Annotated in this window: 19 protein-coding genes; 5 read left to right on the forward strand and 14 right to left on the reverse strand. The window is 48.7% G+C overall.

Going from position 1 to position 21126, the window contains the following annotated elements; all coding sequences use genetic code 11:
• Positions 1 to 159: 159 nt before the first annotated feature.
• Positions 160 to 786 (reverse strand): ATP-binding protein, encoded by a 627-nt coding sequence (locus BLA28_RS01715; protein ID WP_069152043.1) that lies wholly within the window; start codon positions 784 to 786, stop codon positions 160 to 162.
• Positions 787 to 945: 159 nt separating this feature from the next.
• Here BLA28_RS01715 and BLA28_RS01720 point away from each other — a divergent pair, with 159 nt between their 5' ends.
• Both BLA28_RS01720 and BLA28_RS01725 read left to right on the forward strand, forming a co-directional pair.
• Entirely contained in the window at positions 946 to 1608 is a 663-nt protein-coding gene (locus tag BLA28_RS01720; protein WP_069155786.1) for a Crp/Fnr family transcriptional regulator, read from the forward strand.
• Between the two features lie 199 nt (positions 1609 to 1807).
• Positions 1808 to 3055 (forward strand): GNAT family N-acetyltransferase, encoded by a 1248-nt coding sequence (locus tag BLA28_RS01725; RefSeq protein ID WP_044964644.1) that lies wholly within the window; start codon positions 1808 to 1810, stop codon positions 3053 to 3055.
• Between the two features lie 109 nt (positions 3056 to 3164).
• On the opposite strand, the gene BLA28_RS01730 is transcribed toward BLA28_RS01725, so the two are convergent.
• The 6 genes from BLA28_RS01730 to BLA28_RS01755 are packed head-to-tail and all read right to left on the reverse strand — an operon-like array spanning position 3165 to position 9879.
• Positions 3165 to 4277 carry an amidohydrolase gene (locus BLA28_RS01730; protein ID WP_069155787.1) on the reverse strand — a complete coding sequence of 371 codons (1113 nt, stop codon included), beginning with the start codon at positions 4275 to 4277 and terminating at the stop codon, positions 3165 to 3167.
• Between the two features lie 56 nt (positions 4278 to 4333).
• Positions 4334 to 5227 carry an ABC transporter permease gene (locus BLA28_RS01735; protein WP_009254540.1) on the reverse strand — a complete coding sequence of 298 codons (894 nt, stop codon included), beginning with the start codon at positions 5225 to 5227 and terminating at the stop codon, positions 4334 to 4336.
• Between the two features lie 13 nt (positions 5228 to 5240).
• Entirely contained in the window at positions 5241 to 6188 is a 948-nt protein-coding gene (locus BLA28_RS01740) for an ABC transporter permease (RefSeq protein WP_009254541.1), read from the reverse strand.
• A complete protein-coding gene (locus BLA28_RS01745) occupies positions 6185 to 7201 on the reverse strand; it encodes an ABC transporter ATP-binding protein (RefSeq protein ID WP_069155788.1) in 1017 nt (338 codons plus the stop codon). Before BLA28_RS01745 ends, BLA28_RS01740 begins: the two co-directional genes overlap by 4 nt.
• Before the next feature lie 2 nt (positions 7202 to 7203).
• Positions 7204 to 8178 (reverse strand): ABC transporter ATP-binding protein, encoded by a 975-nt coding sequence (locus BLA28_RS01750; protein WP_009254543.1) that lies wholly within the window; start codon positions 8176 to 8178, stop codon positions 7204 to 7206.
• Between the two features lie 24 nt (positions 8179 to 8202).
• Positions 8203 to 9879 (reverse strand): ABC transporter substrate-binding protein, encoded by a 1677-nt coding sequence (locus BLA28_RS01755; protein WP_069155789.1) that lies wholly within the window; start codon positions 9877 to 9879, stop codon positions 8203 to 8205.
• Positions 9880 to 10146: 267 nt separating this feature from the next.
• Here BLA28_RS01755 and BLA28_RS01760 point away from each other — a divergent pair, with 267 nt between their 5' ends.
• Positions 10147 to 10764 (forward strand): peptidase C39, encoded by a 618-nt coding sequence (locus tag BLA28_RS01760; protein ID WP_069155790.1) that lies wholly within the window; start codon positions 10147 to 10149, stop codon positions 10762 to 10764.
• Positions 10765 to 10866: 102 nt separating this feature from the next.
• Here the strand turns inward: BLA28_RS01760 and BLA28_RS01765 are convergent, their stop codons facing one another.
• The 4 genes from BLA28_RS01765 to BLA28_RS01780 all read right to left on the reverse strand — a co-directional run bounded on the left by BLA28_RS01765 (position 10867) and on the right by BLA28_RS01780 (position 15722).
• The gene (locus tag BLA28_RS01765) at positions 10867 to 11847 is read right to left on the reverse strand and encodes an alpha/beta hydrolase (protein ID WP_069155791.1); all 981 of its coding nucleotides are present in this window, start codon (positions 11845 to 11847) and stop codon (positions 10867 to 10869) included.
• A gap of 193 nt (positions 11848 to 12040) precedes the next feature.
• Positions 12041 to 12523: a hypothetical protein gene (locus tag BLA28_RS01770; protein WP_069155792.1), complete on the reverse strand. Its 483-nt coding sequence runs from the start codon at positions 12521 to 12523 to the stop codon at positions 12041 to 12043.
• Complete coding sequence (locus tag BLA28_RS01775; RefSeq protein ID WP_069155793.1) at positions 12510 to 13043, reverse strand: helix-turn-helix domain-containing protein; 534 nt, start codon at positions 13041 to 13043, stop codon at positions 12510 to 12512. The genes BLA28_RS01770 and BLA28_RS01775 overlap by 14 nt, the downstream gene beginning before the upstream one ends.
• Before the next feature lie 252 nt (positions 13044 to 13295).
• A complete protein-coding gene (locus BLA28_RS01780; RefSeq protein ID WP_069155794.1) occupies positions 13296 to 15722 on the reverse strand; it encodes a glycoside hydrolase family 2 protein in 2427 nt (808 codons plus the stop codon).
• 206 nt (positions 15723 to 15928) lie between these two features.
• On the opposite strand from BLA28_RS01780, the gene BLA28_RS01785 reads away from it, so the two are divergent.
• Positions 15929 to 17017: a helix-turn-helix domain-containing protein gene (locus BLA28_RS01785; RefSeq protein WP_069155795.1), complete on the forward strand. Its 1089-nt coding sequence runs from the start codon at positions 15929 to 15931 to the stop codon at positions 17015 to 17017.
• A 74-nt stretch (positions 17018 to 17091) separates the two neighbouring features.
• On the opposite strand, the gene BLA28_RS01790 is transcribed toward BLA28_RS01785, so the two are convergent.
• Positions 17092 to 18171 carry a Gfo/Idh/MocA family protein gene (locus BLA28_RS01790; RefSeq protein WP_044964672.1) on the reverse strand — a complete coding sequence of 360 codons (1080 nt, stop codon included), beginning with the start codon at positions 18169 to 18171 and terminating at the stop codon, positions 17092 to 17094.
• Between the two features lie 82 nt (positions 18172 to 18253).
• Positions 18254 to 19417, reverse strand: a complete 1164-nt coding sequence (locus BLA28_RS01795) for a Gfo/Idh/MocA family protein (protein WP_069155796.1) — start codon at positions 19415 to 19417, stop codon at positions 18254 to 18256.
• A gap of 161 nt (positions 19418 to 19578) precedes the next feature.
• On the opposite strand from BLA28_RS01795, the gene BLA28_RS01800 reads away from it, so the two are divergent.
• Positions 19579 to 20220 carry a CPBP family intramembrane glutamic endopeptidase gene (locus BLA28_RS01800; protein ID WP_069155797.1) on the forward strand — a complete coding sequence of 214 codons (642 nt, stop codon included), beginning with the start codon at positions 19579 to 19581 and terminating at the stop codon, positions 20218 to 20220.
• A 33-nt stretch (positions 20221 to 20253) separates the two neighbouring features.
• Here the strand turns inward: BLA28_RS01800 and BLA28_RS01805 are convergent, their stop codons facing one another.
• The gene (locus BLA28_RS01805; RefSeq protein ID WP_069152030.1) at positions 20254 to 21114 is read right to left on the reverse strand and encodes a helix-turn-helix domain-containing protein; all 861 of its coding nucleotides are present in this window, start codon (positions 21112 to 21114) and stop codon (positions 20254 to 20256) included.
• Positions 21115 to 21126: the final 12 nt, after the last annotated feature.

Here is a 21126-nt window from a genome sequence, read left to right on the forward strand (position 1 = left end):
CCAGCCAGTAACATCATAAAAGACCGGGTTTTTTGTCCGTTTGAAGGAAAGCATACTGCTGCTTATCCTTTTTGACAAAGCCCGGTCTTTTATGATCTTCTTTATTCCTGGTATTGGTAACTGTCCGCGCAGAACAGAGGGAGTTCAGCCAACCTTGTATTATTGCAAAATACGTCCGTCTGTTGAGACAGTGACTACCTGCCAGGGAATGAACTTACCGCTGTTCTTCAGGGCCGTCACGGCCGCATGTTCGATGCCTCCGCAGCAGGGGACTTCCATACGCACCACCGTCAGGCTCCTAATATCATTCCCCGTGATAATTTGGGTCAGCTTATCCGTATAATCACAGGCATCCAGCTTAGGACAGCCGATCAGCACGATCCTGTCCCGGATAAAATCCTCATGGAAGCGGCCATAGGCATATGCGGTGCAGTCCGCCGCTATCAGCAGATTTGCACCGTTAAAATACGGCGCATTAACCGGCGCCAGCTTAATCTGTACCGGCCACTGCGTCAGCTGTGAAATACCGCCTTCCTCCTTCTGCATTTTTCTATTCTTATTTTCCAGGACAGCCGTCTCATCATAGCCGGCAGCTTCCCGTTCCACAAAGGTGATGGCCCCTGTGGGACAGGCCGGAAGGCAATCACCCAGGCCGTCGCAGTAATCATCCCTGAGCAGCTTTGCCTTTCCGTTTACCATACCGATCGCTTCTTCATGACAGGCTTTCGCACACAGCCCGCACCCATTGCATTTTTCTTCATCAATATGAATTATTTTACGAATCATACTTTCGTCCTCCTTTTCATTTTCCCTGACGCAGATAGCATAAATATGCCAAAAACGTTTTGTTTTCAATTTGCAGTTCAGGGCACAATCTTGACTTATTGGATTCAGTATAATACAATGACTCACAAATGTATGTTGTTATAACAACAAAGGAGCGGAATGGACTATCAATTTTTACAGAAAACACCCTTATTCTGTGATTCTTCCATAGATGAAATAAAGTCTATGCTGAATTGTCTGGGAGCGGAAAAAAAGAAATTCGCCAAAGGCGATGTGATCTACCGTGCCGGAGATACCGTACAGTCCATGGGATTGGTTCTCTCCGGCCGTGTACAAATTGAAAATGACGATCTGTGGGGGAATAAAAGTGTTCTGGACAGCATAGCCCCCGGCATGGTTTTTGCGGAAACCTATGCTTTCCTTCCCGGCGAGCCCCTCATGGTCAGCGCCGTTGCCTCCGAGCCTTCCGAAATCCTGTTTTTAAACGGAGCACGAATTCTGCAGTCCTGTCCCAATGCCTGTGTCCACCACAGCAAATTGATCCGCCGCCTCCTGACCATATCCTCACAAAAAAACCTGAATCTTTCCAGACGGATTTTCCATACCTCCGCCAAAACCATCCGCGGACGCCTGGTATCCTACCTCTCCGTCCAGGCTGCGCAATCCCAAAGCCCGGACTTCACGATCCCCTTTAACCGTCAGCAGCTGGCGGATTATCTCAGCGTAGATCGCAGCGCCCTGTCCAATGAACTGGGAAAAATGCAGCGCGACGGGCTGCTTCAGGTAAATAAAAACCACTTTATCCTGAAGCAAAAAGAATAGGAGTAATAAATACGCCGGGACAGCACAGGGACCCCCGGGAAAAGGATCTTTTGTAAAAACTTAAAGATGTTTTTCTTAAAAAGCCCATGGACGCTGGGGTTTTCTTGATGTAAAATAAAAAGGAAATCCGTGCTGCGGCAAACAGCCGTATTCAGGAACGGGAAAAGAAACATAACAACTATCAGCAGACGAGGCTTTTATGGAAAACCAAAAAGAAAATCATAAGTATCTGGAAACAAACGGAGATTACCGAATGCGGGAGCTGGACAAAAGTGACCTGGAACAGTTCAATGCCCTGCTCCAATACGCATTCCAGGTCACCTCATACGAACTGCTCCAGACCGGCTGGGAGCAGGACGAAATAAAATATGCCAAACGCCCCATCCTGGAAGCGGCTTACGTCCTGGGATGGTTTTACAGGGAAAAACTGGCTTCCATGATCGTAGTTTATTCCATGAAGGTAAATATCCATGACAACATTATGGATATGGGCGGAATCACAGGTGTTGCCACTTATCCGGAATATACGGGCAAGGGGCTCATACATTCCCTGATGAAGCGGGCCATCAACTATATGCACGATCAGGAATTCCCCATATCATTCCTGTATCCCTACTCGATTCCCTTCTATCGTAAAATGGGCTGGGAAATTGTTTCCGACAAGCTTTCCTTTACGGTAAAGGATACCCAGCTGCCCAAAGCCAGGCCTGTAAAAGGTATGGTGGAGCGGGTCAGCCTGGAATCCGAAGATTACAAAAACGTATATTCTTACTTCGCATATCAGCGGCATGGCGCCATGATCCGGGACTCTCTCGCCTGGGACGAATACTGGCGCTGGGAAAATGATGATATGATTGCCGCCGTCTACTATAATAAAGAACATAAGCCCCTGGGTTATGTGGTTTACTACATCGCCAATGAAATTTTCCACATTAAAGAAATGGTTTATCTGAATATTGAAGCCAACTATGGGCTGTGGAACTATATCAGCGCCCATTTTTCCATGATCACTCAGGTACAGGGAGACAACTATTCCGGCGAACCCATGGCCTATCTTTTTGAAGACAGTGAAATTACGGAAACGATCTCTCCCTATATCATGGCCCGCATCATAGACGTAAAGGATTTTCTTACAGAATATCCTTACCAGATCCAGCCCGAAGATTTTAAAATCCATTTCCGGGTGATCGATCAAATGTCTTCCTGGAACAATGGTGATTTCATGGTATCCTGGCACAACGGGGAAACGATATGTGAGCAGGTGGAGGATAATCAGTCCATCAATGTGGTGGAACTGAGCATCAATACACTGACAACCATGCTCATGGGCTATAAACGGCCTACCTATCTCTATGATCATGAAAAAATCCAGACCGAATATTACATGCTCACCTGGCTGGAACGTCTGATACCGGTCGAAAAGCCTTATTTTTCGGATTATTTTTAAGATACAGAATTATATGCAGTCAAAAAGGATGGCAATACCATTAAGGTACGCCATCCTTTTTTCCGCACAGATTCTTATTCTCTTATCTGTATGTTTCTTATTTCAATCCTTAAACATCACGGATCAGCTCCGCCAGATATTGCGCCGCAGGAAGCAGCACCCGGGGATCCACCTGAAAGCCCGGTTGATGGATCAGCTGTCCTTGTCCCGTTCCGATTTTGATATAACAGCCAGGTATCTTTTCTTCATAAAAAGAAAAATCATCACCGCCCAGAGAACGTTCTTCCTCCACTGCCAGGAAACCCAGTTCCTGCGCTTTCTTCCTTCCAAGTTCTGCCATACCCCCGTCATTATATACGGCGGGGGGCCCGGGAATCCATTCCACTTCCGCCGCAGCGCCGTAAGCAAGGGCTGTCTGTTCCGCAATTTCCCGAAGCCTTTTCTCATACAGCTTCCTGTCATCCCGATCCATTGTCCTTACGGTACCCTCCAGCTGTGCCGTTTCCGGAATCACATTCCAGGTATTTCCCGCCTGGATCCTCGTGACGCTTAAAAGAGAAGGATGAAAAGCATTGACATTTCTGCTTACTATGGTCTGAAACGCCTGCACCATGGCTGCCGCCGCAGGGATGGGATCCGTTCCGTCATCGGGATGCGCCCCGTGGCAGCCCACGCCTTTTATCGTTACCACGAACCGATCCACCGCGGCAGCAACATAGCCCTCCCTGATTCCTATGGTGTTCACAGGGTTGGTGGGATCCGCATGGAACCCCCAAATCCGTTCCACACCATCACAGGCAGCGGTTTCCAGCATTTTCAGCGCGCCCAGAGAGGTTTCCTCGCCCGGCTGGAAAAGAATCCGCACGTTCCCCTTCAGTTCTTCCTTTTTTTCCTGAAGAAGCAGGGCCGCGCCGATTCCTGCCGTGATATGGAAATCATGCCCGCAGGCATGCATTTTCCCCGGACAAAGGGAACTGTAGGAAAGCCCGGACTCCTCTTTTATAGGAAGCGCATCAATATCACAGCGCAAAGCCTGCACAGGCCCTTCCTTTTCCCCCCGGATTACGGCTGCAAGGCCTGTCTCCAGCCTGTATGGAAGGATTTCTATCCCTTCCCCTTCCAGCAGCTCCCTGATTTTGGCCGTCGTATTATATTCTTCATAAGAAAGCTCCGGGTTCTGATGGAACCAGTAAAAAGCTTCCTTCAGTTTTTGTTCCAGCATAGCTTACCTCTTTTCCCTCCGGTCCGGCATTCCTTTGATACTCATGAAGAGTGGTATTAGTTCCTGCTGTTGGGATCCAACGCATCTCTCAGGGCATCACCGATAAAGTTGATGGCGATGACCAGCACCACGATAAGGAGTCCCGGGGGAATCCAGAGCCAGGGCTGTTTGGTGAGCACCGTGAGTGACTGTGCGCCGTTCAGCATATTTCCAAGGCTGGCCGTGGGGGGCTGCACTCCCATTCCCAGAAAGCTCAGGGCCGCTTCGTCCAGCATGGAAAGCGCCAGCACAGAAGTGGCGTATACCAGGATAGGCGCCGCCGTATTCGGCAGGATCTCCGAAAAAAGAATATGCCTGAGGGGCATACCCGCCACAATATTTCCCTTGATAAAATTGGTTTCCCGAAGACTGAGAACATTTCCCCTGACAAGACGGGCGATTCCCGGCCAGTCCACAAACCCCAGAATCAGAATGATATTCCACAGACCGGGTTTGAAAATAGAGGCCGCCACCAGCACCAGGAGGATGTAGGGAAAGGACATGACCATATCCGTAAAACGCATGATGATCATATCCGCCACACCGCCGAAATAACCGGCAATCAGGCCCAGCACCACGCCGATAACCGTGGAAATCAGTGTGGCCATCACGCCCACCAGCAAAGAAATCCGCATGGCAAACAGCAATCTGCTGAATACATCTCTTCCTATCTGATCCGTTCCCAGCCAGAACTGCAGGTTGGGCGCGCCGCTGAAGCTTCCCACAATGGCATCCGGATCATACGGGGCGATCACCGGAGCCAGTAAGGCGGCACCTCCCAGGATCACGAGGATCACAAGGCTTACCGCCGCCAGATGATGGCGGCGGAAACGCCGGAACACAGTCTGCAGATAGCTCTCTCTTGTAATATCCTTATTTTTAGGTTCTTCCGTTTGTTTTTTCTTCCACATATCCGCTTTGCTCCTATTGCAGCTGAATCGTAGGATCCACCAGTGCATACAAAATATCGGTCAACAGATTCGCCGCCAGGACCACCACAGCGGACAGCAGGCAGACTCCCATGATCACCGGATAATCTCTGTTGGTTATGGCACTCATGGTCATAAGGCCCAGGCCGGGCCAGGAAAATACCTGCTCAATAATTACCTGTCCGCCGAAAAGCATGGGGATTTCCATCCCGATTACCGTCACGATGGGAATCAGGGCGTTGCGCAGCGCATGCTTGTTAATCACCTTAAAACGTCCGATCCCTTTCGCCTTCGCCGTACGCAGATAATCCTGCTGTAAAATTTCCAGAACCGCGCTTCGGATATAACGTATGTTGGTGCCCGCCATAGAGGTGGCGAGAACCAGAACCGGCATGACCATATGTTTAGCCACATCCAGGGCTCCTCCCGAAGCTCCCAGCGTGTTCATTCCGCTGGAGGGCAGCCAGCCCAGCTTTACCGTAAATAAAAAGATCAAAAGCAGGGACAGGAAAAATCCGGGAATGCTGCTTCCCAGAAAGGATAAGGTAACCACCGTATAATCCCCTTTGGAATACTGATGGATAGCGCTGTAGATTCCTGCAGGCACCGCCATGATCAGGCTCACAATCAGGGAAGCGCCCATGAGAAGCAGCGTAGGCCCGAGATGGCTTCCTATCATGGAGCTCACCGACTGGTAGCTTTTCAGGGAATAGCCCATATTTCCGTGGAGCAGCTGCCCCAGCCATACAAAGTACTGGACATAGAAGGGCTGATCCAGTCCCAGGGCGATCCGTTTTGCCTCTACCGCCGCCTCGGAAATCCTGGGGCCCTGAAGCATTTCCAGAGGGCTTCCCGCCAGACACATTATGGCATAATCTATTATTGTTATCCCGATAAGGACGGGAATGGCAATCAGAATCCGCTTGATAATATATTTACTCATGACTGCTCCTCCTCCTTCCTCATTACAACAGGACAAGCCGCCATATGGCCGCTTCCCGGGGCTGTTTCCACCATTTCCGGCTCTTCCCGGCTGCAGCTTTCCACCGCATAAGGACACCTGGGATGGAACCGGCAGCCTGACGGCGGATTGGTACTGGAGCCTATTTCTCCCTGCAGAATGTTCCTCTCTTCTCCGGCTCTGTCCGGATCCGCAACGGGAACTGCCTGGATAAGAGCCTTTGTATAAGGATGCACCGGCGTATGGAATACCTCTGACGCCGGGCCTATTTCCACTATTTTTCCCAGATACATCACGGCGATCCGGTCGCTCACATAATTGACCGCGCCCAGTCCGTGCCCCACAAAAAGGCTGGTGAGATGCAGCTCCTTCTGCAGCTGGCGAAGCAGGTTCAGAATCTGGGCCTGAATGGACACATCCAGCGCACTGACGGGTTCATCACAGACAAGGAATCGGGGATTCAAAGACAACGCCTTGGCAATCCCGATCCTCTGTCTCTGTCCCCCGGAAAACTCATGGGGATATCTTCCCAGCACATTCCGGGAAAGCCCCACCATATCCAGAATTCTATCCACATCCTTCGACACGGTGGCAGGCGTGGATATGTGATGATACAGCATGGGCTGGGACAGGATTTCATAAATATGCTTCCTTGGATTCAGGGAAGAATAGGAATCCTGGAAAACCATCTGCAGCTGTGTCCGGATTTTTTTCATTTCCCCGGGCTTACAGGCGGCCAGATCCTTACCGTCATAATATATCTTCCCTTCGGTCGGATTCTCCAGCCCCACGATCTGCCTTCCGATAGTAGACTTCCCGCAGCCGGATTCCCCAACCAGTCCCAGCGTCTCTCCCTCCATTACGGAAAAGCTCACGCCGTCCACCGCTTTCACATATCCTGTGGTATGAGTAATAATCCCACCCTTGATGGGATAATACTTTTTCATGTTTTCCACTTCAATCAGGGGAACCTTGTTTCTTTTATCCTGAGCCATTCTTACTTTTCCTCTTCCTTCATAACAACACATTTCGCCCTGTGCTTTTCCCCGAAGGAATAATTCTCCTGAGGCTTATCGCACTCAGGCCTGCGGTATTCACACCGATCGGCGAACCGGCAGCCGGGTATATCGTCATAACCCTCCGGCACAATTCCGGGTATGGACACAAGCTCTCTGTCATCCCCGTCATAAATGCTGGGGACTGTGGCCAGCAGCGCCTTTGTGTACGGATGCCTGGGCGCACGGAATATTTCCTTCGCCGGCGCCTCTTCAATAATCTGTCCGGCATACATCACCAGCACTCTGTCCGCCATGCTGGCAACCAGACCTATATCATGGGTGATCAGGATGATCGACATCCCGATTTCTTCACGGAGCTCCTTCAGCAGGCTCATGATCTGTGCTTGGATGGTCACATCCAGAGCCGTCGTCGGTTCGTCTGCGATGAGCAGAGCAGGATTGCAGCAGAGGGCCATGGCGATCATGGCACGCTGGCGCATGCCTCCGGATAGAGTATGGGGATATTTTTTCATGGCCGCATGAGCATCCGGCATTCCTACTTTTTCCAGGACACTTTCCGCCCTTTTTGCCGCCTCTTCTTTCGAAAGGTGCAGATGCTTGCGTATGCTTTCCGTAATCTGGTTCCCTACGGTAAAAACAGGGTTCAGGGAGGTCAGAGGATCCTGGAATATCATGGTAATCCGGTTTCCGCGGATTTCATCCAGCTCTTTTTCCCCCATTTCCAGAAGATTCTTACCATCAAACAGGACAGAGCCGTCTATGACGGCCCCGCCCCTTCCTAATAGTCCCATAATTGACAGTGAGGTAACACTTTTTCCGCATCCCGACTCGCCTACGATGCAGACCACTTCTCCCTCATCCACGTAAAAATCAACATGATCCACGCTGACCGTCTTTCCATAATCACCGGTAAAAGCGGTGGTCAGCCCGTTTACCTCCAGTAAATGCGACATATCGTTTCCTCACTTGCTTATAAACTACTGCGCAATATCCCAGTTCTGCACATCGTTAAAGAATCCGTATACGCTGGGAACCGCACCCGTCAGCCGCTTGTTTACCGCTCCCTGGGCGCTGATAATATAAGCGGAAATCATCGGAACATCTTCCTGTACTTTTTTATCCACTATGGAATAAAGGCCTTTGATTTCATCCACATCGCTTGTCAGCTGGGTGGAGGTCAGCGCCTTATTTACTTCGTCATCTCCATAACCGGTCCAGCTTCCTTCTCCGCCTAACAGCCATGCCACATCGGGATAGGGATCCACAGGAGCATAGGTATACTGTACGGCAAGAATATCATAATCCCTGGTGCCCGCCACAGACATCAGCGTGGCAAAATCCACCGTCTGCACTTCTGCCTTGATGCCGACAGCCGCCCACTGGGCCACCATAACCGTCGCCGCGTTCACAAAGGTGCTGTCTCCGGAATTCACATAAAACCGAAGCGTCTGGGAACCGTCCCAGCCTGCCTCCTCCAGAAGGGCCTTCGCCTTTTCCGGATCATAGGTCACAGGCGTGATGCTGTCATCATAAAAAGGACTGGCACTGGACAGGAAACCGTCCACCACTTCACCGTGGCCGTCCAGCAGCTCGGAAAGGAGCTGTTCTCTGTTGATGGCATACAGCATCGCCTGACGCACTCTCACATCGGGAACATTGGCCGTCTGGATGAACATGGACTGATTGGTTACCGGAGAACCGTAAACCACATCCACATTGTCAAGTGCTTCCACGCTGGCATAATCCTCCGGAGGGATTACACTCATGGTATGCTGGGTTATATCGATTTCACCGGACTGCAGGCCTGCATACAACTGGCTGCCGTCCACAATCTTGATATTCAGCTTGTCAATCTTGGGAGCGCCTTTCCAGTAATCCGGATTCGCCTTATAGGAAATATAATGATCCACATCAAATTCGGTTACATAAAAGGGACCGCTGATAACATCGGGCTGGTTAAACCATTCTGCCGTGGAAAGCTCTTCTTCCGTGTATTTCTCGATCACGTGCTTGGGAAGAGTCAGCAGATATCTGGCATAGGAATTTTCAAAGGTTGTCAGAGACATGGAATCCTTTGTTGTAAACTGTATGGTCTTGTCATCAATCACCTGAATGCCGTCCACACTGTCTGCTCCGGCTTCCACAAATCCGTCATCTCCAACGCCTTCAAATACATAATACATCATAGCCGTGTTATTGATTACCGGGCTGGTCAGGCGCAGGGCGGTGTAAGCCACATCCTCTGCCGTAATCGGCGTTCCGTCGGACCAGGTCGCCGCTTCATCAATATGAACGACGAAATTACGGTTATCCTCCGTAGTGATGGAATCTGCCAGCATTCCCTGGAAATTCAGGTCCGCATCCAGCTCCATAAGGGGAAGGAACATCAGCGCCGTGGCATATTTGTTGATTTCTCCGCCGTTTAATAAAAGCGGGTTCAGGCTGCCAAGTGTATCCGTCACTCCCACATTCACGATTTTTTCACCGGAATTACCGGCAGGCTGCGTGGCTGCAGTGCTTTCCCCGGATGCGCTGCCGGTGCTTTCCGGCGCCGCCTGGCTGCTGTCATTCGTCTTGCTGCCGCAGGCCGCCAGGGATAATGCCATCACCGCCACAAGCAGCAGGCTCATTGTCTTGCTCACAAACTTTTTCATGGTTACTCCTCCTTCACTTTTTACGTATTGCTACGTATTATAATTAATAGATACTATAGTTTTCCTACCAGACAAATATGAAATAAATTGGTTTATTATATCGTCACATGACTCCCTTGTCAAGATTTTCTAAAAAAAGTTATGCACAATCTCTGTACTTTTCTTGACAAAACAGGGCTGACGGGTTATATTACAATCAATTTGCATTTCCGCCCTTTTTACAACCTTATTCATTTTACTACACTATGGGAAAAAGGTACAATAAAAATGAAAAATTTTTTAATTTATCAATCATCAGAATACGACTGCGGCCCTGTTTCCCTTATTAACGGCATCCGCTACTTATTTGATCGGGAAGAAATTTATCCTGATGTCATTAAGTTTATTATGCTCTATTGTATGGATACTTATAATGAAGCGGGTGAACTTTGTAAACACGGCACCTCTGCCGCTGCTATGAATTTTGTTTCCAGCTGGCTCAACCATTTCAGCCAGGTCAAGCCTTTCCCTATCCACTGCGAGTTTCTTTCCGGAGAATCCGTGACTATTTCAAAGGGAAATAAGATATATAATGCCCTCCTGCAGGGAGGCGTGGTTTTGCTGCATGTTTTTCTGGAAGTCGGCCACTACGTGCTGCTCACAGGGATTGAGGAGGATAATGTTCTCTTGTTTGATCCTTATTACGAAGAGGAAGGCACGCCGGAATTCGATGCGGAATATTATACCGAAGGCATTTCCTTCATTAATGATCAGCCCAAAAAAGCCAACCGGGCCATCTCTATGGAGCGGCTGAACCGTTTTAGTAAGGGTTATTATGAGATGGGGGAATTTTCCTGCAGAGAAGCTTTGATTATGTTTAACACAAGAAATCCGGATTATACCTGACTTCTGATATTTAGAAGCCAAAAACCCCCTCCAGGGATGCGGCAGGGTGCCGTCCGGTACCTCTGCCTCTTTCCTGGAAGGGGGTTTTTATTTTTTATGAAATCATTCGGGTTTAAGCACAGCCTTTATCCACTGATGGGCCAGCGCCGGCCAGACAGCCACTTCGTCATTCGGGCTGTTTTCTGCAAGAAGCGCCTTTGTTTCCTCTTCGCTGCGTTCAAACTGAGGCAAAAAGCTTTCCTTTACCTCTTCGGAAACCTGAATGTTTCCGTTCTTCACATTCTCCGCTATTTTCAGAGTCTGTTCCATGGTATAGGGTTCGCCGTATTCCCCGTTCGCCCACTTTTCATTCGCCAGAGACAGGCCGTGCCGTCCCTCGGAAAAAACATGATGGGCAAAGGGCACTCCGTTTTCCTTCAAAGCCTCTGCGAACAGGTAGCTGTTTTCCACAGGAACCGCTTCGTCCGTTGCCGTCTGCCATAAAAAACAGGGCGGCGTCTGCGGAGAAACCTGCTTTTCCAGAGACATATATTCCAGTTCTTCTTCTGCGGCATCCATGCCCAGCAGTGCCTGGAAAGAACCTCTGTGCGCCTTATCCGCCGATGTAATCACCGGATAGGAAAGAATAGCCGCATCCGGGCGGTTGGAAAAGCTGCCGTATCTGCCGTCCTCCACATCCATATAATGGACACACACGCTGGCACAAAGATGGCCGCCCGCGGAAAAACCGCATAAAATCAATCTGCAGGGATCGATATGAAATTCGCCGGCACGGCTTCTGATCAGGCGAATCGCCCTGGACAGATCCCTCATGGACTGATCCTTTAAGGGCTCCAGCATCAGCGGATTGGTTGTATAGGTGAATACAAAGGCATTATAACCCTTTTCGTAAAATTCCATCGCCACAATTTCCCCCTCCGTCGGGGAAACCACACAATAGCCGCCTCCCGGTACAACAAGCATACATGGCCGCTCCTGCGTATCCTCCTCATGGATATAGCTCACCAGATTGGGAACGAATCCAAAGGCCAGCGGGTAACTGTATTCCCCCTCCTGCCATACCGCCAGTGTTTCTTTTTTCATTTTCTCCCGTCTCCTTTCAAACGCTTACTTTCTATCTATTCAAATTTGATTGGCAGCAAATGATTTATTTGCTTATGTCATTCTCAGAAAAGCATTCTAATTATAACATACCATATCTCCCTATATGCAAAAATCTTTTATAAAAAGAATGATTCCGGACTGTTTTTGCGCAGACTTGTGTCTTAATAAAAAATCAATCCGATATGATATGGAATATGCCTTCCACTGCGGCATTATCTGCCGCAAAATTCACCCGGTATTCACCGGCAGGAAGACCTTCAAGCACCATATTTCCTTCGCCGGATCCTTCGCATATGGTTTCCGCTATCCGTGCATTTTGTGTATCAATCAGGACTATTTTAAAAAGTCCTTTTTTTACATCTATATTCCACGTACAGGACACACTGTTTCTTTCTTCCAACTCCATAATAGCTACAGTCCGTGAACCGGAAAATCCATCGGTAAAGAATCGGCCGCCGGAATCGCCGTCAACCGGTTCCAACGCATAATTCACGGCATGAAAGTTTTCCTGCTCCCTCACTAATAAATCATCATTATGATAAATACGCCCGGGATTAAACGATGGTTGGCGGGAAAGCCAAATACATAAGGCTGCGGACACAGTAATACAGAAAACCGTAATAACAAGAGTCCTTTTTTTCTTATTTCTCCTCATCGCTTTTTCCTCCCGTTTCCTTATCATCCTCCTGCGATTGTTTCCAATACTTTTTCGTTATCCACAGGTTATTTTGAATGGCAATTGCCGTTGCAATCAGCAGCACAACAGCCAGAACGATCAGTCTTACCGTCATTCCTGTTCCCAAGGGCCAAAGATACGGAAACGGCAGCTGAAGATAAAAAAATATAGCCAGAGCGATGGCATATATAAAACCGGTGCTTAAAATACGGATATTTTTAATATGCTCTTTCCGCACTTCCGACTGCAGATCATTCTGCCGTTTTTCCAGCTTCTCTGTACGTATTGTCAGTTCATCCATTTCACCCGGCTTCAGAAGATAATCGGTTGTCACTTCAAAAATTCTGCTTAATTCCACCAGCCTTTCCAGTTCAGGTATTGTTTCCCCTGATTCCCATTTGGAAATGGACTGGCGGGAAACACCTACCAGTTCGGCAAGCTTTTCCTGTGACATGCCCTTCGCTTTTCGTAGTTCATATATCTTTATGGATAAATTCATTTGACCACCTCCTTTGTTTTGCCCGGATTATATCATAACATGGAAATATGCCGCTATAAAGCCGGCTTTCCATCTTGTCAACCGTCACGGGCAGGTACGATTGCATGTTCGGAAAATCCCGGCGGTTCCTGTGAATGTTCGGTTCTCTGCCGATGCGCCGTCTGGCCCGCTGCCTGAGTAAATAAAAAACGGCTTCAGAACAGATTCTTTCTGCTCTGAAACCGTCTTCACTATTTTGCGCAACACCTGCTGTCAGACAGCTTTTAATTCCACTGTAACCGTCTCACAGCCTTCTGTCTGCAGTGTTATCGTGATCGTACCCGCCTGCCCCGTACCTCTTACCGCCGCCCTGAGCCTTCCTTCAAAAGCCTTGGCCGTCGTATCAAAATAATTCTCTTCGGAATCCGGATCCGCACTGCCGTAGCCCAAAATAGTTCCCGGACCTTCCGCCGATATGCTGACCGCTTTATCCACCTCCGGATTCAGATTGCCTGCCTCATCCGTCAGGCAGATTTCCACATAGGCTATATCGCTTCCGTCCGCCGGGATTTCGCTGCGATCCGCCTCCGCCTGAAGCTTCACCGAAGAATCAGCCGTAACGATACGGTCCCTGCCGGTTTCTGTCCCGTCCTGATAAACCGCTACCTCCAGAATTCCCGGCGTATATACGGTTTCAAACAGAACTCTGGCTTTCTTTTCCTGTCCGGCCGCCTTTTTCTCAAGGAATTCCCCATTCACATAAAGTGCGGCTTCCTCCGCGTCCGTATACACCTCTACCGTTACAGGCTTTCCCTCATACCCGGACCAGTTCCAGCTGCGTACCGCATTGGTCATGCTCCAGCTGGTCATATGATGCTCCTGTCCATGATGCTGCGGCGGCTGGACGGCCAGATACGGCGCTTTCCGGAAGCCCCAGATAATCTCTCTCCAATAGGAAACCGGCCGCCTGTCTCCCAACAGGTTCATATCTCCGCAATATGCGGCCTTACAGGGATAATCGGCATAAAAGCCCATGCCCTGGCTTTCCCCGTAGGAAATCTTTCCGATCCCCGCTTCTCCCAGGTAGTCCCAGGCCGTCCAGGAAAAATCACCAATGACATAAGGATTTTTCTCCACAAGCTCCCAGTTCACATCCAAATCCTGAGGATAGGTTTCCGAGCCCACAATAATACGGTTGGGATATTCTTTTCCATCCTGCTCATACCTGCAGGCCGCATAATTGTATCCCGCAATATCCACCTGGGCAAAAGAGGCCTCCGTCGCTTTTCCGGCTATTTCACTGGCCATAAGCCGGTTCATCATTTCTCCCATACTGCTCATGGCGCTGTTTATTTCCATGGTCTGTCCGGCCATCATTTCACCTATCTGATCCATAATGCTCAGCATCATGTTGACGCTGTTGGTGACATAACGGGTGTCATCCAGGCTTCGGATTTTATCGGCAAGCTTCTTTCCCCATGCCGCATCAAACCGGTTCCCTGTTTCCGGGATCTCATTTCCTATCGAATACATAATTACACAGGGATGGTTGTAATCTTTATTCACCAGATTGGTCACATCATGCTCCCACCAGTCGGCCATATGCATTCCATAATCAAAATCCACCTTTGTGCTGGTCCAGACATCGGCAAATTCATCCATGACGAGCATGCCGTATTTATCACAGGCCTCCAGCAGCCTTCTGTTCATGGGATAATGAGAGCTTCTGATGGCATTATAGCCCGCTTCCTTCAGCTTTTTCACCCGGAATTCCTCCGCGTGGGCGAATACGGCCGAACCGATGATACCGTTATCGTGATGGATACAGCCTCCCCGCAGCTTTACCGTCTCGCCGTTAATACGCAGTCCATGCGTTGTATCAAGCTGCAGTGTACGTATGCCGAAGGTTCCTCTTTCCTCATCCAGCACCCGGTCCCCTTCCCGGACACTGATACAATATGTATACAGGCAGGGCGAATCCACGCTCCAAAGACAGGGCTGTTTCACAAAAAGCCTCTGACGATAGGTTTCCCGGGAATGCTCCTCCGCGGTCACCGGCATGCTGTCTGCTGCCGCCAGATTTCCTTCTTCATCCATGAACTTAAGCTCCAGCACCACATCTCTTGTATGGCAGCCAGTATATTCCAGCGTGGATTCCGCCCGGATAACGGCCTGCCCTTCCTCCAGATCCACGCAAGACAGATGGATACCGTCGGGAATCAAATGCATACGATCCGAGATCATCAGGTTAACATCCCTGTAAATCCCTCCGCCGGTATACCAGCGTCCGCTGGGCACTCCGTTTTTGACCACTGCCTTCACCAGGTTTTTTTCACCGAACCTGATAAATTTGGTGGCATCAATATAAAAATTACTGTAGCCATAAGGACACTGTCCCGCATAGGAATGATTGATATAGATAAATGCATTCTGATAAATTCCTTCAAATTCCAGCCACACATTTTTATCTTTGTCCGCCTCATCCACCAAAAATTCCTTGGTATAATAACAGTTCTCTTCCACAAAAAAACCGTTCCCGCTCCCGTTCGGCTCCCGGCTGTCTCTGGGCCTTGCCACCGAAGCATCATGTGGCAGCGTAACCGGCTTTCCGTTATCCTGCCCTCCATGAATCAAGGCATCCAGGGCGCCTCCTCCCCCATCGTGATAAATCCAGCCGGCATTAAAGCTTGTTTTCAGCATCTGAACTCCTCCTTTTCCGCTGTGCCATTCCTTTTTTCCCAGTGTTCGTGTATACTGTTGTATAATAGAAAACATGGACTCTTTGTTCCCCGTCCCCTGTTTTCCTGATGTATGATCTCAGTATAAAAAGAAAGACATTCGGCTTCAATAACGGGATCCAAAACATCCCCGCCCTGCTGTAACCTAAACCAACCTGGGAGGCGCTTATGAATACAGAATCCTCTTCTATGCAGGAATTCCTGGAGCAGATACGCAGAGACGCTCCGGACAATCTTGTCATCCACAATCCTGACAGCAATATCCTGCAGCTGTATGAACTGAACACGCCCTTTATGATCCTGCTGGAAACCTGCCATGAAAAGGATAATTTCTTTTCCATATATCAGATCACTCCTGGGAATACCTATTCCTCCCAATCAACCTATTCCCAGTACAAAGCCCTTTCAAAACGCCCCCTGCACCAGCATTCCTGTTATGAAATCATGTTTGTGCTTTCCGGTTCCATAACCAATCATGTGGAAAACCAGACCTTTACCTATGGGCCGGGACAATGCTGTGTTATGAATAAAAATATCAAGCACTGCGAGATTGTTGCAGGTGACTTCCAGGTTGTCTTTTTCATGATTCAGGATGTGTTCCTGGAACAGCTTCTGGAAGAATATGAGGAGGTTTCGGAGCATAAGACGGAGGCTCCCGGTATGAACCCTATTTTCCAGCTCTACCTGGACAGCCTGCATAAAACCAGCCGTTTCCATAAAGTATATCTGGATTATCTTCCTGTGATCCCAGCCGACAGTATCCTGGAACAGCTGAATCCTCTTTTTAATTTTATGCTGGAAGAGATTCGGAAAAATTCTCCCGGTTCCCTGTTTTTTCTGAAAGGGACTTTTGCCCGGTTTCTCCAGATTCTTGACACGCCTTCCCTTTACTGTATGGCCCGGGTCCAGTCCGACTCCAGCAGCCAGGAATACATTTTTTCAAAGATATGCCATATCATGGAGGCAAGCCGGGGGCGCAGCTCCAGGGAATATCTGGAAAAACAGCTGCATTATAATGGGGAATACCTGAACCGTATTGTAAAAAAATATACGGGAAAGACTATTTCAGAATATGGGCAGGACTTCTGCCTGGCAGAGGCCGGACGCCTGCTCACTAAGACTGATATGAGCGTTTCGGCGATTATAACGGAACTTGGCTATTCCAACCGCAGTTACTTTTACCGTATTTTTCAAAATGCCTTCAATGAAACACCTCTGGAATACCGTAAAAAGCATAAAGATACATCTGTTTCATAGGATTTCCGGCCAAAGGAATTTTTGGCCGGAAATCTCATTTTATGCCGGCAAAAAGGCAGAACCTGTCTGGCCGCCTACTTTACTTTTCTTGCCAGCATCTGCGCTTTTACGCACAGCTCCGCCGCCTTCAGCGCATGAGCCTGTGTCATGGCGTTCTCCGTACGGTTTATGCAGTCCAGGATCAGTTGCCCAAAATAGGGGAAGCCCACCTGTCCGCTTACATTCAGATAATGTTCGCCGTCCTTGTCCGCCCAGAAAACATGATCGCCGGATTCTTCCTTAGCCACATCCACATATTTACGTAGCTCAATATAGCCTTCCGTTCCCAAAATAAAGGTACGGCCATCCCCCCATGTGGAAAGCCCGTCAGGCGTAAACCAGTCCACGCGGAAATAACCCATGGCCCCATTATTTCCCACAAGTGTGGCGTCTCCGAAATCATCAAGCTCGGGATATTCCGGATGATTGTAGTTTCCTATTTCACTGTTTACCACCGTAGCGTCCGTTGCTCCCGTATAATAGAGAAACTGTTCTATCTGATGGCTTCCGATATCACAGAGAATACCGCCGTATTTATCCTTCTCAAAAAACCAGTCCGGACGGGAAGGGGCGTTCAGGCGGTGAGGGCCCATTCCAAGTACCTGAATAACCCTGCCAATGGCTCCCTGCTTAATCAGTTCTCCGGCATATACGGCGCTTTCCACCTGCAGACGTTCACTGTAGCTGACCATATATTTTTTCCCGGTTTCCCGGATGGCAGCCTTCACCATTTCCAGCTGTTCCAGGGTGGTAAGAGGCGCCTTGTCCACAAAGTAATCCTTTCCGGCCTTCATGACACGCACGCCCAGCGCCGCCCGCTCTGAAGTAACACATGCCGCAGCCACCAGCTTTACTTCCGGATCGTTATAAATCTGTTCCTCACTTTCCGCTGCTTTTACGCCCTCCTTTTCGTAGGTGTTTATAAAAGCCTCCACTTTGGCCGGATCCGGATCGTAAACCCATTTCAGGGATGCCCCCGCTTCCAGAAGCCCGTTGCTCATGCCGTAAATATGCCCATGATCCAGTCCTATTGCCGCAAAAACAAACTCTCCTTTATTCACCACCGGATTGGGCTTACCCTTCGGTGCATAATTCATGCCGTCTTTCTTATCCATATTCACTCCTGTCCGCGCACCTCTGCGCTCTTGAATCACTTTCTTACGGTCAGCGCAGTAAATGCGCTGACCTGCTGAATAATTAATAATTTCCTACGGTTATGTCTCCGGATGCAAAATTTTCAACACTTGCGGATTTTTCATAAAAATGAACCGCATTCTTAAGAATACCTTCCATCGTATAATATTCATCCTCTTTGAGGATAGGCAGGCTCACTGTTCTTTTCTGGAAACCGGCTTTATAAATTGCCGTAATCAGCTCCACCGTTTTTCTTCCGTCTTCCCCTGTGATAAAAGGACGGGTTCCGTTTTCCAGAGCGGACAATACATTTTCTATTTCGCCGGTATGTCCTTCATAGGGCAGATCCTCTATGGCTTCATAGAAAGCATCCAGTTCCTTCATCAGCTCCCGGTTATGCTCCGGTACGGGGAAACCATTGGTCTGTGTCACTTCCGCAACACAGGACCAGGGGGCTGCCAGCTTGGCCTTTTCACATTGAAGCACAATGCCCTGTTCCTCTCCGTGGTGCACCACGGAACTGGTAACCTCGGCTACCGAACCGTCTTCATACCGCAGGGCGGCAAAGGACAGATCCTCCACCTCCGAGTTATCATGCATCACATTTGCCAGAACAGAGGTCACCTCCTCCGGGAGTCCTCCCTGGATCCAGTTAATCATATCGATATGATGCACGGCATGATTCAGGGTAGGGCCTCCCCCTTCTTTTTCCCAGGTGCCTCTCCACCATAAATCGTAGTAGCAATGTCCTCTCCACCACAAGGAATTTACATGAGCGCAGCGCACTTTTCCGGCCAGGCCGCTGTCCGCCGCTTTTTTCAGCTTGTAAATGCTGTTGCGGAAACGGTTCTGGGCAACGATACCCATGGTCACACCATATTTTTTCTCCGCCTCCAGCATGGCATCGCATTCCTTCAGGCTGGGCGCCATCGGTTTTTCCACCAGCACATTGCAGCCCGCTTTCATACTGTCTATGGCTATCTGTGCATGAGAAGACGGCGGGGTGCATACATGTACCAGGTCAATTTTGAGCCCGGATGCCAGAAGCGCTTCATGGCTGTCAAAAACCTGTGCATCCTCAAGCTGATATTTCACCTTCGCCGCCTCCGCCTTCTCCGGGTAAATATCCACAAGAGCTGCAATTTTACATCTCTCCGGAAAGGTCATAAGCCCCTGAATATGGCTTGCCGATATGTTTCCCGTTCCTACAATTGCCGCATAAATCATAAAAAACCTCCTTCTCTGTTCCGCTTTTATTTTTTATCATATCACAACAGAAATACAAATTCTTTGCGTGTTTTGCCATAAAGTATGCGTTTCTTGCGTTTACAACAAAAATAAAAAAGAGTATATTATACTGGAAAACTAAAACAAGGGAGACTATGAATATGGAGCTTATTCTTTCCAGTATCACTACTGCCTGTGTCAATCTGCTGGTATTTTCTTTCATACCTTTTTTATGGTGGTTTTTCCGGCACAGAAAAGAAACTTCTTTTTTCAAATGGCTGGGCTTTATACAGCCGCAGCTGAAAAGTAAATGGTGGACACTCCTCCTTTTTGCTGTTGTTTATTACTTTTTTTATACCTTTGATTTTACTCAGTGGATTTCACCGGAAACCATGGAATACCTGGAAAACAGCGGTTCCGTTTCCGTGAATGCCTTTGCCGGTATCGGCGCGGCCGCCATTCTGCCTGCATTTATTGAAAACTTTATCGGCAACGGCGTGGCGGAGGAAATCCTGTACAGAGGATTTTTCTGCAAACGATTCTGCAATAAGCTTGGGAGAGTAAAAGGAATTCTGCTGCAGGCTGTCCTGTTCGGCCTGATGCATAATGCCTTATATCTGCTGGCGGGCCTTCAGGTCGGTTTATGGTATCACATGCTTATGTTCCTCTTTACAGGAATGGCCGCCCTGCTGCTTGGCTGGCTGAATGAAAAGATATTCAACGGATCCATTCTGCCGGGAATCCTGCTTCACGGGGCAGGTAATTTTATCAATTCCATGCTAATGGCATTCTCCTTTATGTAAATCCGTCTGAATTCATACATACAAAAAAGCTTTTTAATGAAGCTCCTGCTTCATTAAAAAGCTTTTTTGATACTGTCCCGGGGATATCCCCGTTATTTTCTTAAAGGTTCGGATAAAATTATTATAATCGTTGAATCCGGACAGGTAACAAGTCTCCGTTACCGTTTTCCCTTCAGCCAGAAGCTGTTTGGCCGCGGCGGTTTTTTTGAGAAGAATATAGTGATAAACGGTATTGCCTGTCTGCTGCTTAAACAGATGGCTCAAATAATACCTGTCTATGGAAAAACAGTCCGCTATGCTGGCCAGCGACAGCTCCGGAGAAAGATGGGTGTCAATATAATCCAGAATAGATGTTATTGTTTTATCAGGAACCACCGGCTTTTCCTGCCGAAATTCACGATACAGGGAATTTACATACACCAGTACTTCCGCCAGGCTGGTGACGGTGAGAATATCCGCCCCATATTCGCCGGAACCGCTCACTTCATCCAGCCTTCTGCAGAGCTTGAGGAGCTTATCCATCTGCTCTTCAGAAAGCAGGATTACATTATCCCTGCCGGGGCGGTGGTTCTGGAAGCATCCCAGAAGGTTTGTTCCCGGCGTGGACATTCCATGAACCAGACGGGGATTAAAATGAACGGCAAGTCTTTTGTAAGGAACCCTTCCGTAATGACAGGCCCTGTGTAATTCTCTGTCATTAAAAACGGCAAGATGCCCTCTTAGCATGTGATGGAAGGATTGCTCGATATACAAGTCCACATCCCCGCCCTGGAAAAGATAAATTTCATAATCCTCATGAAAATGGAAATGGGCGTCACAAGGCTCCTCCGTATATAAATCCATGATGGAAACAGAATCCTTCAATTCCAGAAAAAATTCATCACTGTTCTTCATCTTCTCTCCCCG

This window comes from Eisenbergiella tayi (assembly GCF_001881565.1).
In the GTDB taxonomy this organism is placed as follows: Bacteria; Bacillota; Clostridia; order Lachnospirales; family Lachnospiraceae; genus Eisenbergiella; species Eisenbergiella tayi.